The organism is Gemella taiwanensis (genome assembly GCF_054054385.1).
Window position 1 is genome coordinate 1 of record NZ_JBSMTL010000015.1, and the last position, 13,428, is coordinate 13,428.

The window sequence follows — 13,428 nt, forward strand, 5'->3', positions numbered from 1 at the left end:
ATATTACATATACAGAAGTAGGAGAACATGAATATACTGTAACAGAAAAAGCAGGAAATGAAGCAGGAGTTACATATGATTCAAAATCTTATACAGTAAAAGTAAAAGTTACTGACAATGGACAAGGACAACTTGAAGCAACAGTAACTGATAATAATCCAACTATTACAAATACATATAAAGCAGCTGAAACAAAAGCAACTATTACAGCTAAAAAAGTATTAGAAGGTAAAGCTTTAGAAGCAGACAAATATGAGTTTGAGCTAAAAGAAGGAACTAAAGTAGTAGGAACAGCTAAAAACAAAGCAGACGGAACAGTTACTTTCGAAGATATTACATATACAGAAGTAGGAGAACATGAATATACTGTAACAGAAAAAGCAGGAAATGAAGCAGGAGTTACATATGATTCAAAATCTTATACAGTAAAAGTAAAAGTTACTGACAATGGACAAGGACAACTTGAAGCGAAAGTAACAGGAGATGGAGATAATGTGACGTTTATAAATAAATATAATAAACCAACCCCAGAAAAACCTGTAGATCCAAAAGATCCAAAAGATCCAAAAGATCTAAAACCTAAGAAACCATTACCAAATACAGGAGCTACTGATTCTCCATTATTCCCTAGCCTTTTAGGACTTGTACTTGCAGCATTATCTATTTTCTTATATCGTACTAAAGATGCTCGATAATCTTTTTTGATTTAGAGAAAATAATAGAAATAGCTATTTGTTAATTACAATAGTAATAAATCGTTTTAAGTAAAATCCGGGACATGGTAAATGTCCCGGATTTATTTTATAAATCTAAAATTTTTTTGTATGTGTTTATATCGAGTTCTTTTCTTTCTATGCACCAATTTTTTATAAGGATTTCTAATTCGTTCTTATCTTGAACAAGTGTTTGGTAGAGTGCATCATCTTTTGCTATTTCAAAAAAGTAGCTAGAAATGTTATTGGATGCATCTTTATTGAATAGACGGGCAAAAAGACCATTTGGCACATAATTTGGTGTGCATTGAATGTAATTACTTTCTAAGGCTGTGTTATCATTTTCAAACCAGATGGTAATAAAGGTAAATTGATCTTTTATTATACCTCTTTCTGGTTTATCAAGAGTAGCAATAGAATTTTCAATAGTCTTCCAATCTTATAAAGTATCTCCTATACTTTCGGTACTATATTTTAATATGTCAAGATTTTTACAAAAAATCTCACCAGTAGCTAGATTATAAACTCCCATACCATATTGTTCGGCAGTGTTTTTTAAAAATTTTAATACTTCAGTTGCCACATTGTATAAAAATGCACAATATACTCCATTTTTACCAAAGCTGTAATCTGTTAAATGATTCTCTGTATCTTCAGATGCATAGGCAATTTCATCAGATAAGGCATATTCTCCATTCATTGGGGGAAATTTTTCGAACATTTTTTCGTTTAAGTAACTATTATATCAGAGCAGCCATGTAAAGAATTATAGTCTTTATTTTCCTTATACTTTGTAAATTCATCATAGTAATTAAATACATCTAGAGAAGTTTTTATGTCTTTTCTTCGTTCAAAAATAAATAGATCAAAACTCATAATATTACCCCCAAATTTTTATTTTTGTTCTTTAATTTCAATAATATTATATCATATTTTACAATGGTTTATTAATAGAGTATACATACATAGAATATCGAAAAAATTAAGAGTGGCGGACAGAACAATAACCGCCTATGAGCTGATTATAGAAGACTATTGTTTGTAAACTTATTTTACAGTATTATTTAAATTATTAGGGTATCTAATTATTATTCTTTAATACTTCTTAAAGTAATATTTGATTCATTTTGGAAAATTTTTACAACCATCCAAACAATACCTATAGCTAAAACAATATGGCCAAGACCAGAAAGTCCTTTAAGAGCAGCTTTATTCACTATAGGTCTGCTTGCACTAACTATTTCGAAAATTCAAAACAAGGTTATATTAACAATAGTAAATGTGAATCCTGAAACAAACACATATAGTGGTTTTCTAAGTGATAAGTTTTTTTTAACATCATATTCTTTAACTACTAGATAAAGAATCATCATTGGTAAAAATCCAAGGGCTAAAACATGCACATGAAGTTTTGAAAGATGATTATTATCTGAATATTTATAAAATTTTGTAAATTCTCTATAAAATACACCTGCTATTAATCCCATAACTAAGAATGTATAAGATAGACCAATAATATTTTTCTTTTCAAATTTGTTAACAAAATATCTATATCCAAAGACAATAATCATTAAATATGCTAAGGTTTTTGGTATCATAAGAGCACCTATAATAGGATAGCTGTCTACCCAAAGCACGACTGGAATATAAAATGCTAAGCTCAATAAAATACATATGCTCATATTTTTTAATCCAGGTTTGTCCTTTTTCTTATAAGACCAATAGATTAGTAAGGCTCCCATTATCGCGAATGGGATATTTCTATATATTCCAAACATGTAATTTTCAGAAATGGTTCCCCAGTTGTTTTGAGGAAGAACGGTTAAAGCTATTCTTATCAATGCTAAAACATATATGATATTTCTTTTCGCTGTGGTACAATCACCACTTTGACTTTTGTAATAATGGTAGAAAAGAACATAAAAGAGAGTCATTGTTATACTTGTGACGAGTTTACCCCATGAAAGAGCAGAGGCATTGATTTCAAAGCCGTTATAACTCAAATGTGAGATAATTCTCGGTAACAGATGAAACGAATAGCCTACACCTAAGATTATAGCCATAATAACAAAGAGTTTAGCTTCTTTAGATTTTTCCAACAATAGTCTTATACCTAGTGATAAAACTATACTTAAATATGTAAGATTAAATAAACTTTCAACAATTCCCATAAGTAACTCCTTTCTCAATCCAACTTAAATGTTTAATATATTTTTCTATAAATTCTTCCTTGCTCCAACTTTCTCTAAAAAGCCTCTGTATAAGACTATGAATAATTGATTTTACAAAATGTATTTTTTCTAAATCCATTAAGCCTTTATCGCTCATACCTTTAAATAGCTCTTCTTGATTTTTATGAGATGCTTCCCAACTATTATTTAAATCTTCATTCTAATATAAATATCGATTTTTATAAATCATATAGGTGTTCTCGTCGAATAGTATATCTGCGATTTTATGACCGTAAGCAATTAAAGCCTCGGACAAATTTCTATTTTTCAACAAAAACATTTTCATAAATAATTTATGAATATCAACAGTTTCTTTATTAAGAATTGTAAAATAGGCATCTTCCAAGTTTTTAAAATATTGATAAAAGCTACTTCTAGCTATTCCTGCTTTTTCAACTATTTCTTTAACGTTTACCTTTTGAAATGGCTTGGCTTCGAACGCTTCTTTAAATACAAAAATTATTTTTTCTTGTTTTTCCTTTGTGAGATTATAAAAAACTTCTTTAGGAATTTTTTCCTCCATGTGACATGGTGTCATTTGTTAAGGGAATCAATTTTATTAATATATGTTCTTCTTATCTTTTTGGTAATGTGAAAAATAAATAAGCCCTATATTCTATATAACGTTTTTTATAGTTATACGATAAATAGGGCTTATTTTAAGTTGTGAAGGTAAATAAATTATTTTAAGAATTATTCTTCGTCTTTTTTAACTACATTTTTAACGCCTTCGATAGCTCCTTCTAGAGCATCCTTAGCATCTACAACAACTTCTTTAACTTTTGAAGCAACTTTTTCTGTAGTTCCTTCTTTTTCTAGTTTTTCATCACCAGTTAATTTTCCTACACCTTCTTTGACTAATCCTTTAGCTTGATCTAATTTTTCTTCTATTGACATAATAATACCTCCTGTTATAAAAGTTATTCTTCGTTATAACCAAATATTTCTTTTACTTCTTCTATAGCATTTTTTACTGCTTCTCTCGCTTCATCGGCAATTTCTTTGATTTCTTCATCTGATTATTTTTCATCAACTTTAGATAAATGTTTATTTTTTCCTGCCGATATACTAGAATCTGGCGTTAGCACCATGTAAAATACCTCCTTTCACATAAAAATAGTAGTTTAAAAAAACGGTAATTAGTATGATTAGTGATATACTAAAACAACCTATTTAATTAATTTTAAATCGTACTATTTTTGAAAAGGCTATTTATTCTTTTTTACCAAAAAAGAATGATACAACAGCAATAACAATAACTGCACCTAGGATAGAAGGAACTAATGCCATTCCAGCTAACTTAGGTCCCCATGAACCAAATAGTGCTTGTCCCACAGAAGAACCTACTAATCCTGCAATGATGTTTGCAATGATACCCATTGCTCCACCTTTTTTAGTAATCCCTCCTGCAATAAAACCTATAAACCCTCCTACAATAATTGACCAAATCATATTTTTACTCCTTTCCCGTTTATTTAGACATTTATTATCTTAGTCGTTAGAATTAGACATAATAAGTAAATATCTATCTACTATTACTGTATATCAATAAATGTTCAAAGTCAAAGAAAACGTTCATAAAAAATGTTTAGTGTTTATATACAACGAATTTTTAAGATTACAGTCGAGTTTTTTAAAGATCCTTTATAAATAAAATCATTAAGTATATTTAATTTGTAGATTATTTATAGAAAAGCCCACCGACAATTTCGGTGGGCTTTTGGGGTCACTTTGGAGACAATCCAAAGTGTTATTTATTGTTTTTAGTCTATATATAACTTTATAAATACTATTAAAATAGGGTTTCTTAGGTTAAGTTACCTTTTTAGTTATAACTAAAATAAAACCCCTTATAAATTAGGGGTTTTATATATCTCACTATGTTAGCAGTTAGAACTAATAATCTTTTCCTCGCGTTGCTCGTTAAGATTAAAGTTCTTGTTGCATACGCTGTATCTAAGAATTATGTCGTCGTTATACTCCTAATAATTCTAAGTTACACCGCATTATTCCCATTCAATAGGGGAAGAATCTGTCCTGAGTGGTTGGTATCATAGGAAGTATCGATTTTATTTTTTATATTGGCAGGGGAAATGGCAGGGTATAAAAAGTATAATTATTTAGTAAAAAGTGTTGATATATTAGTATTTATAAATAGTTGATTATGATAGTTTAATTTGATATAATCAAAACTGGAGAGAGAAGTTAGGGGACATTAGTTCCCGATAAAGATGGTGGCTACTTCAATAAGAAAGGGGATGGTGCTATGCTCGCATACACTAAAATCTTGACGAAAGGAGTAGCAAGTTGTCAGCTTACGAAATTGTACAGACGATTATTGGAATAAATCTATTGATAGTTTCAGTAGTTAGTGCATGTATTGTAGCATTGAAAAAAGACAATAAAAAATAACCATCTTTATACTTTGGCGAGATAAGATGGTTATAAAAATTACTTAACCAGAGCCACCGTCTTTAAAACGGCTCTCTCTTTTATGCTTTTATTTTAGCATAAACGGAATTTAATTGCAATGATTTTGTCAGCTTATGAAATTATACAGACGATTATTGGAATAAATCTATTGATTGTTTCAGTAGTTAATGCATGTATTGTAGCGTTAAAAAAAGACAATAAAAAATAACCATCTTTACACTTTGGCTTTGGGTAAGATAGTTATTTAATAATTACATATTCGAGCCACCGTCTTTTAAGTTAGTCGTTTATTTTTCAAAGTCAAAGACTGAAGAAAAATATTACGAATAATTTATACTACGACTACTATAATTTCTACGAATGTAGTGAGTTAAGAAATTATTAGTAAAGTCAGTGTAAACGGTATTTCCTCCATATCTTACCATATATGAAGAAAGAAATCAAAGATTTTAATAAAAAGACCCCACCGAAAATTATTGGCGGGGAAAATGGTAGGATATAAATTTGTATTTATCTTGTATTTAGTTTTTAAAAGTAAACTATATCAAGTTTCTTGGTGAATATACTACTTTTATTTTTACTCATCGAGCTTTTAGATACTAAAATATTTTATTTATAAGTAAAGCATTATTGAAGTATTATTTTCCTAAATATTTAATATATATTTGACATGGATTCCATTCGTCCCATAAGGTAGGGAAACATTCTAATTCTTTATAACCCATTGCGATATAGAATTCATTAGTAATATCATATTCTTTGTAGTGTCCCATTTTTACAGTTTTCACCTGTGAGTAGGAATATCCAAGACCTTTTGCCATATTTTCGAATTCTGTATTTAGTTTTGTTCCAATTCCCATTCTATGAAATTTTTTCTTTATGCCCATTACAAAAATATCTGCAGTATCCTTACTTGTTGCATTTAATACGATAAAACCTGCAACTTCATTATCTGAATAGCAAGCCAAAAACGGTTTATCTTGTGAATCTTTAATATACTCTTCTGTACTTTCAGGTAGACCAAACCATTCAGGAAGGTCGTAAAGGACCTCTTTTGATATTATTTCTTTTTCTTTCTTGTCTATTATTTTTTTAATTATTAAATCCATATTATTTTCCTCTTAAAATTATAATTCCATTTAATTATAACACGGCTAATAGGTATCATTCAAGAAGTCACAAGAAATTGAAATGTTGCTATTTTAATAAAATTTGTTGTTGAATGTATTATTCTCGATTATCTATTTTTATATTTATATTTTAGTGTAGATAAGGTAAGAAATCAAAGATTTTAATAAAAAGACCCCATCAATAATTTTTGATAGAGTCTTTTTGGAAACACTTTGGAGACAATCCAAAGTGTTTTAACTTGTTTTTAACCTATATATAATTTCTAAAAGTCAGTTATAGCAAGGTTTCTTGACTTAAATTACTCTTGTTAATTATTCCCATTTTATAACCATAGCTATATTTTTCTTTTTGACTAGAAATCATAAACGAGATGAATTTAGCTACGTGGTCATTGTTGTATTTTGGAATTAATTTCCTCGTATCATTTCCGAAAAGTGCGGGGTACGAATGATAAAATGCATATCCGACCGAACCGTTACGATTAACCGATATACATTTTTCTTGTAGTGTAGTATTCGTATTAGAAATAAAGTAACCGATACCATTATTAGTAGCGGTAGCAGTAACATATGGAGTATTACCACTAATACGTTCTCTTTCATAAATATCTTTTCCAGATTTAATCTCACAGATATCCTCAATAAAAAATTCTCTCCATGAAATATTTTTCAATAAGTATTTGTTTTCAAGGAAGTATCATTATCCTCGTTAGTATCAATGCTCATAAAGTTCCTACCTTTACTCTAAGACTTCCTATTTCTCGCTCGCTTCTTTCTATCCTCAAATGCTTGGTATTCATTTAAACCAAGTCCGACTATCTCATAAATAAAAAGATAGCCTTCCTCAGCAAGAAGGTCTTTGCGTAGGAATTATCTCGCTCACTAACGATTAAAGTCCGCCGTGGTCTATTCAGTTGTCAAGGTTCATCTCCTAATCATCTGATGTAGGAGGTTGTTTTTTAGCATTCCTGTTTTAGGAATGAAAGAGACATAATGCCCCTCACCTATAAACCTGAAATAAGACCATGGTTGGTAACCTAAAAATAAAAAAACTCTTCGAATTTGAAATATGAAGAAAAAAAAGACAGCCTCAAAAGCTGTCCAAAAACCAAAAATAATCATTATATTTCTATAGTTTTTATTTACAAGAGTTAGTTACTGTTTTATGTTTTGTATGCTTAACCATTCTGAAGAAATAGTTAACATTCTATCTCCTAAACCTGTTCCCTCTATTAATTTCAAAAACAATCCTGTGGATACCAATTGAATGAACCCCCATTCCCATATACTCTGAATATCTATTCCTGTTTCTTTAAATAATAATGAGATACGCTCCTTCGCTTTTTCTATTGGGAAGTCTTCAAATTCATCTATCCACTCTCTCATGAGTACGCCAAGGTCATATCCTGGCTCTCCAATTATTCCATCAGGATCAATAAATTTAAACGATACTGGGTCATCGTTGAGCGTTTGTAAAATATTACCTGGGTGTGGATCTCCATGAACCAAAACCGGTTCATATAAATTAACACTTATTAATCTCGACTCCAAGTATAACATAGCTCGCTCAATAACTTTTTTATCGCAAGGTTTCCCAGTTTTTTCCCAAGAGTTAATTATAAACTTCCTAAACCACTGAATTAATTCTTTCATGGGCTTTAGACAATAATTTTCATCTATAGTAATCCATGTTTCCTTTAACAAAGAGCAGATAGTCTTTATTTGCTCTTCTGGCGAATAGGTTAACTCGTACATAGATAATCCTAAGCACTCTAACAGCATAGCCTTTTTTTCGATATCATATTTAATAAGTTTTGCATATCCATATCCATTTGCGATTTTATAGGCTTCTACCTGCTGGACAAATACTGAATTTCCTTCTAATTGAGGAATAAATATCTTCAATATACATTTTTTCCCATTGATTGAAGTACACCTTACTACAAAAGCTTCTGACCCTCCTTCAATAACTCCCTCTAAAGAAATTTCCCACTCTTTTCCAATGCCCTCGATCAAAGCGTTTAAGTTGTTTTTCCATTTAATCCCGTCAACATCTAAAGCAGTTAACTTTTTACCAACATCTTCGGGAATCAATTCATTCCATCTAACCATTTAGTTTAATTCTCCTTTTTAATATTATAATATTTATTTCCATATTTCTCCATTAATATTATAATATTTATTTCCATATTTCTCCATTAATATTCTCATCACAATCTTAGCTTAGTGTCAAAAAAGAGGGCAGCTACCAAGCCACCCTCTTACTACACATTATTCTCCAATAATCTCTTTAAGCTTCTTCAAAATCTTATCCCTCTTCTTCATCAAAGCCGGATGTGAAATATTCCTGTCAGATGCGACACTTCTTAAAGACTGTTCTTCAAAGTAGAAAATCTGAACAACATTATTCATCAGAAAAGATTAAAGAAATGATAGAGTGTGCTTTAGAAAAGGTGAATCTTAAAGAAATAAAAGTAATGATAAGAAAAGAAGATGGAAAAAAGAAAGAAGATTTATTTTCTAAATATAGTACAAATATAGAAGAGTTATGGTCAAGTGATTTAGAAGTTATCTCAAAGAGGAATAATTAGTTTTATGCAATATATCTTTTTTTATAAAACAAACCTCACCGAATTTTACGGTGAGGTTTTGGAGACACTTTGGAGACAATCCAAAGTGTTTTATGTTATTTTAAGTCTATATATAACTTTTAAAATGCTGTTTAAATAAGGTTTCTTGACTTAAATTACTCTTGTTAATTATTCCCACTCAATAGAGGAAGAATCTATCATGAGTAGTTGATATCATAGGGAGTGTCTACTTTATTTTCTATATCGGCAGGGGAAATGGCAGGGTATAAATTTGTATTTTTCCTGTATTTAGTTTTCAAAAGTAAACTATATCAAGTTTCTTGGTGAATATACTAGCTTCTATTTTTTTCTTTAACAACACATATACCAAGTTTCCCTTTTATTTTCGAACCTATCTAGAATATATACCACTACTACAAATAGTTTTCTGCATAGACCCTTTCTTGTATGGATAGATCATTGTAACTTTCAAACAATTTATAGAAGATTTTTGCAGTCTTTGGATAATTTGGTTCTAAATATTCAGCATTTTTTTTAAATTCTTCGGCTATCCTTAATTCTTCTTTTCCTGCCGAAGCGTTAAAAACACCACGTCTGTTGAACACAGAAATTTGATAACTATTAATCATTTTATCATCACCGTATTTTTCAATCATATTTCTTACTGCCTTACATGGTTCATGTCCATCATCATCCACCGGAGAAAAAGAGAATACTCTGCCGAGCGTTGATGTAAACAAGCTTTCTTGATCGTTCTCGATTAATAATTCTCTATATGTTTTTATCCACGCTTCTAGATTATTTTCATCTACTTTTCCATCAAGTTCTGCAGGACAAAAATGGGCCTTATAATAGATTAAATGCATATTATGGATATATTTTTTCTCTTCAAATAAATTATCCGTAGAATTATGATCCTTTTTAAATATCGCAGCAACTAGTTGAGCTAATATTTCCGGAGACTGTTTAATCATTTGATGAAAACACTTCATTTGGTCCCAGGTTAATAAATTCATAAAAAATACTTCAATCTGGGATATTCGCTTGCATTTTTCTAAATCATTAATATATGCAGTTTGAATTACACTAATTAACTGTTCAGCATAATAACTTGTCATCTGATTAATTTCAAAACAGGGTATTTTCTCAATTTCATTAAAGCAATCAAATATTTTTTCTGCGGCTAAAGGTTTTCTATAGTGCATTTGATGAATTTGATTTAAATACATATCTAAAGTAGCATATTTCTTACATTCAGCTAGAAGCCATGAATCATTACATTCTTCACAATGAATGTATTTTTTCCAAAACTCTTTCTTAATTGATTCTGAAGCCATAGCTACTAATGGAATATTTTTTGTTCTAGAAGCTTCAATTCTATATACACTTGCTAATGTTTCTAATGAGTAATCACTACTTATTAAATCTTCAATGATTGAGCTATATGGTATACATTTTATATCATTGAATTCTCTCAAATAATCGCACGCAATCTGACCTGATGGTTGTGCTTTTAATAAACATCTGAATGTTGCATAATCCCACGTTCCATCATTCCAATATTTTGCTAAATAGGTACCTAAAGATGAATATGATTCATTAGCGTATATTTTAGCTAATATTGATAAATCATAATTAATAGATTGAAATTCTAAGATTTTTTCTTTTATTAGGTTTTCTTTAGCATTCTCGTTTTTAACGCGTGCTCCATTTCTATCATATGGTTCAGGATGTAGTAGCGGGAAATCATAATTATTTTTAAATAAATAACCATATTCATACTCTGATGTATTAATATGTATCTTATTAAGAAGGTTGTCGTACTCAATAAGATTTTCTTCAGACATTGCCCAGTGAGAAGATGCGAAATATCTATGTGTAAAAATGAGATGACGAATCTTATTTTTAATTAGCATTACTTCTTCATCAGACATTTGACTTAGTTCGTAGAAAAGCTGTTCGAAAGACTTTCTTCGGAGTTCACCTGGTAATTCACTTGATAATTTAAGTATCTTTTTCCAACGATTTACTGAGAAATCCATGTGGTTCATTAGTAAGTTAAAATATCCTAATTGTGTATTTTTCATTTCAGCTATTGTTGTGGATTGTGAGTTATAATGTTCACGATATTTTGGTGTTGATAATTCACCGAATATACCTTTTCCATTGTAATCAATTGCTGAAAATAAGTATTCCCACGTATTATCATAATTAATTTTGAAGGCTATTTCGGCGGCTTTAATTTTTTCTTTTGCAGTCTGTAAAGGAGAAAAATTCATCCATATACAAAATATCTTTGAAATGGTGTCTTTAGGAGAATTAGATTTATAGTCAAACTGTTGTGAATCTAATTTAAGGAGCCATTTAAAGGATGTCCAAAAGAATTCTTTTTGAGTAATGAACTGTTCAATCCCCCATAGGATATCTATATAATGATTTCTATTAAAAGGAAAGTCATTTGATTGGTTTTGAAAAAGAGAAAACAATCCTGTATTTTCCTCCCATTCATGTTCAATTTTATCTATTACAGCTACAGGAGAAATCTCACAGAGTTCGGTCCAGAATTTTGATATATAAATCCATTGTTTTTCCGTTTTAACATACTTTAAAATATTCTCAACTAATTTGTTAAGGTATAATTGAGTTTCTTTATCACCATCGTCTATAGCTTTAATAAGTAATGTTTTTAACATTCCTTTTCGTATTGTTTTTGACCAAAACAATCTTTCACCTTTAAACTGTGCAAGAAGTCTTTCATTACCATCATAAGTAAATAAATTTTCAGATTCATTAATAACTTCAAGAAACACAGTAATAAATGATTTCCAAATTTTTTCGTTAGTTAATACATTGAGATAATCCCATATATTTTCAATACTTGCTAAATAGTATGATAGACTACCATTAAGCTTAACTCTGTATAGCAAAGGATCTTCTCCTTTTGCATATGGAAGAACTTCCTCAATAAACTTATCATATGAATCCTCATATAGAGATTCTATAATTAACTTATCACCGTCAGTTTCCTCCCAACTTCCAATAAGAAGACATGTTTTTTTTGCTTTTTCACTTATTCCAGTTATCCAAGTAGGTTTTTTTAAATATTCTCCTTTAAACATCTGCTTTTTCATTTGGCTATATAATCCATTTGTATCAGATAATAAAGAATAGGCTTTGCTAGATTCTAACCCTGCGGTGTGTAAGCATTTTAATAATGTATCACGCGTCCTTGGGCGTAACTTCAAAACACTTTTACCAAATACTGGAGTATTTTCATCCATTACGAAAATATTAGTATTGTTTTCAATTACTGCTATCTCGTCAGCATAAAACGAAGGAATATAAATATTCCCTTTAGTCCCTGTTGATTGAAGTTTTTTCCACGATTCCAAATTTTTCACTATATAGATAGGTCGTCTATCATTAAGTCTCCATAATTCATTAAGAATACAAAAAATAGTTTCTTCTTTGTTGCGACCGCTTATGAATACTAATTCGTTATATCTTAAATTCACAAATTTATTTTGGAAATGCTCATCGTCGATAATGAAAAATTCAATTCCAATAGAGGGGTAAGCTGTACTTTTTCTAAGATCAATATCCATCTTTCCCGAAGATGAGATTTTAATTTGCTCACGATTATAAATTACAAGTTCCCTTGACATCTTGTCAATGCGATTCGTCAACTCTGAAAAAAGTTTTTTCTGCTCTGCTCTCCAGTCGTTAAGAAAATAATGTTCATATTTCTGAGGGTTTATATATCTTAACTGCTCTAGTACCGTGTACATAATTTTGTTAGTATAAGATTCAGCAATTTCGTGTGGAATTTCGTACTTATACATAAGCTGCATAAAAGATGTATATAGTTTATGCTGTAAATCGTAACCATCTTCAGTATTTAAATCCTCTGCAATCTTTGATAAGTTTTCTTCTGATAGTACTATCTTCAAGTCATCAAAAAACAAACTTTGGTCATTCTCATTTTTAATGAAAAATTCGCCTGTCTCTACAATTGTTTTTTTCCATGTGAGGGCGTCTTTATAATTTTTCAGTGCACTATTACCAGCTGAAATCAAAAGTTTTTGGGCTTCAGCAGTTCCAAGTGATGCAATATTATCTAATAGCAATCCAAGCATTTCAACCACTCCTTTATTCACAACAATAAGTATATCATCAATACCTTTATACTGTTTAATTTTCTCATTTTATTTAATATTTTAATTAAATATTTTCTTAAGTAAACTATAAATAACTTTTATAGTCTTGTTTGATATTATATATAGTTAAATTTTTTCTAATTATCTAACTACAATCAAATTTTTATAAAAAT

Annotated in this window: 15 protein-coding genes; 3 read left to right on the forward strand and 12 right to left on the reverse strand. The window is 29.6% G+C overall.

All coding sequences use genetic code 11. From position 1 onward, the window contains the following. The coding region (locus ACWOA3_RS08190; RefSeq protein WP_456885251.1) for a Spy0128 family protein at positions 1-695 on the forward strand (695 nt) is incomplete at its 5' end. 457 nt (positions 696-1,152) lie between these two features. On the opposite strand, the gene ACWOA3_RS08195 is transcribed toward ACWOA3_RS08190, so the two are convergent. From ACWOA3_RS08195 to ACWOA3_RS08230, 8 genes are all read right to left on the reverse strand, one after another. Then, on the reverse strand, positions 1,153-1,413 hold the full coding sequence (locus ACWOA3_RS08195; RefSeq protein ID WP_442566670.1) for a hypothetical protein: 261 nt from the start codon (positions 1,411-1,413) through the stop codon (positions 1,153-1,155). Positions 1,414-1,442: 29 nt separating this feature from the next. Continuing rightward, entirely contained in the window at positions 1,443-1,589 is a 147-nt protein-coding gene (locus tag ACWOA3_RS08200) for a hypothetical protein (RefSeq protein ID WP_003147823.1), read from the reverse strand. 212 nt (positions 1,590-1,801) lie between these two features. Next, complete coding sequence (locus ACWOA3_RS08205; RefSeq protein ID WP_456885254.1) at positions 1,802-1,930, reverse strand: hypothetical protein; 129 nt, start codon at positions 1,928-1,930, stop codon at positions 1,802-1,804. 33 nt (positions 1,931-1,963) lie between these two features. Next, positions 1,964-2,884, reverse strand: a complete 921-nt coding sequence (locus ACWOA3_RS08210) for a DUF2871 family protein (RefSeq protein WP_456885255.1) — start codon at positions 2,882-2,884, stop codon at positions 1,964-1,966. Next, on the reverse strand, positions 2,871-3,041 hold the full coding sequence (locus ACWOA3_RS08215) for a hypothetical protein (protein WP_442566668.1): 171 nt from the start codon (positions 3,039-3,041) through the stop codon (positions 2,871-2,873). Before ACWOA3_RS08215 ends, ACWOA3_RS08210 begins: the two co-directional genes overlap by 14 nt. A gap of 63 nt (positions 3,042-3,104) precedes the next feature. Continuing rightward, a complete protein-coding gene (locus ACWOA3_RS08220) occupies positions 3,105-3,467 on the reverse strand; it encodes a TetR/AcrR family transcriptional regulator (RefSeq protein ID WP_456885258.1) in 363 nt (120 codons plus the stop codon). A gap of 170 nt (positions 3,468-3,637) precedes the next feature. Then, positions 3,638-3,841, reverse strand: a complete 204-nt coding sequence (locus ACWOA3_RS08225; protein WP_003147826.1) for a CsbD family protein — start codon at positions 3,839-3,841, stop codon at positions 3,638-3,640. 315 nt (positions 3,842-4,156) lie between these two features. Then, the gene (locus tag ACWOA3_RS08230) at positions 4,157-4,396 is read right to left on the reverse strand and encodes a GlsB/YeaQ/YmgE family stress response membrane protein (protein WP_003147828.1); all 240 of its coding nucleotides are present in this window, start codon (positions 4,394-4,396) and stop codon (positions 4,157-4,159) included. A gap of 855 nt (positions 4,397-5,251) precedes the next feature. Between ACWOA3_RS08230 and ACWOA3_RS08235 the strand changes: the two genes are divergently transcribed. Continuing rightward, positions 5,252-5,356 (forward strand): putative holin-like toxin, encoded by a 105-nt coding sequence (locus tag ACWOA3_RS08235; RefSeq protein WP_081450717.1) that lies wholly within the window; start codon positions 5,252-5,254, stop codon positions 5,354-5,356. 659 nt (positions 5,357-6,015) lie between these two features. On the opposite strand, the gene ACWOA3_RS08240 is transcribed toward ACWOA3_RS08235, so the two are convergent. From ACWOA3_RS08240 to ACWOA3_RS08250, 3 genes are all read right to left on the reverse strand, one after another. Next, positions 6,016-6,486: a GNAT family N-acetyltransferase gene (locus tag ACWOA3_RS08240; protein ID WP_003147829.1), complete on the reverse strand. Its 471-nt coding sequence runs from the start codon at positions 6,484-6,486 to the stop codon at positions 6,016-6,018. Between the two features lie 295 nt (positions 6,487-6,781). Next, a complete protein-coding gene (locus tag ACWOA3_RS08245) occupies positions 6,782-7,180 on the reverse strand; it encodes a restriction endonuclease subunit S (RefSeq protein WP_456885260.1) in 399 nt (132 codons plus the stop codon). Positions 7,181-7,662: 482 nt separating this feature from the next. Further along, positions 7,663-8,619: an aminoglycoside phosphotransferase family protein gene (locus ACWOA3_RS08250; RefSeq protein ID WP_003147831.1), complete on the reverse strand. Its 957-nt coding sequence runs from the start codon at positions 8,617-8,619 to the stop codon at positions 7,663-7,665. 242 nt (positions 8,620-8,861) lie between these two features. Between ACWOA3_RS08250 and ACWOA3_RS08255 the strand changes: the two genes are divergently transcribed. Further along, complete coding sequence (locus tag ACWOA3_RS08255; RefSeq protein WP_003147832.1) at positions 8,862-9,098, forward strand: hypothetical protein; 237 nt, start codon at positions 8,862-8,864, stop codon at positions 9,096-9,098. Positions 9,099-9,511: 413 nt separating this feature from the next. Here ACWOA3_RS08255 and ACWOA3_RS08260 read toward each other — a convergent pair whose 3' ends face one another. Continuing rightward, positions 9,512-13,234 (reverse strand): hypothetical protein, encoded by a 3,723-nt coding sequence (locus tag ACWOA3_RS08260; protein ID WP_456885262.1) that lies wholly within the window; start codon positions 13,232-13,234, stop codon positions 9,512-9,514. Positions 13,235-13,428 lie beyond the last annotated feature (194 nt).

Bases quoted from the DNA above. Each gene is read 5' to 3' on its own strand.
- ACWOA3_RS08210 (WP_456885255.1), bottom strand. From the start codon at position 2,884: ATGGGAATTGTTGAAAGTTTATTTAATCTTACATATTTAAGTATAGTT.
- ACWOA3_RS08220 (WP_456885258.1), bottom strand. From the start codon at position 3,467: ATGGAGGAAAAAATTCCTAAAGAAGTTTTTTATAATCTCACAAAGGAA.
- ACWOA3_RS08240 (WP_003147829.1), bottom strand. From the start codon at position 6,486: ATGGATTTAATAATTAAAAAAATAATAGACAAGAAAGAAAAAGAAATA.
- ACWOA3_RS08250 (WP_003147831.1), bottom strand. From the start codon at position 8,619: ATGGTTAGATGGAATGAATTGATTCCCGAAGATGTTGGTAAAAAGTTA.
- ACWOA3_RS08260 (WP_456885262.1), bottom strand. From the start codon at position 13,234: ATGCTTGGATTGCTATTAGATAATATTGCATCACTTGGAACTGCTGAA.
- ACWOA3_RS08200 (WP_003147823.1), bottom strand. From the start codon at position 1,589: ATGAGTTTTGATCTATTTATTTTTGAACGAAGAAAAGACATAAAAACT.
- ACWOA3_RS08255 (WP_003147832.1), top strand. From the start codon at position 8,862: ATGCGACACTTCTTAAAGACTGTTCTTCAAAGTAGAAAATCTGAACAA.
- ACWOA3_RS08225 (WP_003147826.1), bottom strand. From the start codon at position 3,841: ATGTCAATAGAAGAAAAATTAGATCAAGCTAAAGGATTAGTCAAAGAA.
- ACWOA3_RS08195 (WP_442566670.1), bottom strand. From the start codon at position 1,413: ATGAATGGAGAATATGCCTTATCTGATGAAATTGCCTATGCATCTGAA.
- ACWOA3_RS08230 (WP_003147828.1), bottom strand. From the start codon at position 4,396: ATGATTTGGTCAATTATTGTAGGAGGGTTTATAGGTTTTATTGCAGGA.
- ACWOA3_RS08215 (WP_442566668.1), bottom strand. From the start codon at position 3,041: ATGAGCGATAAAGGCTTAATGGATTTAGAAAAAATACATTTTGTAAAA.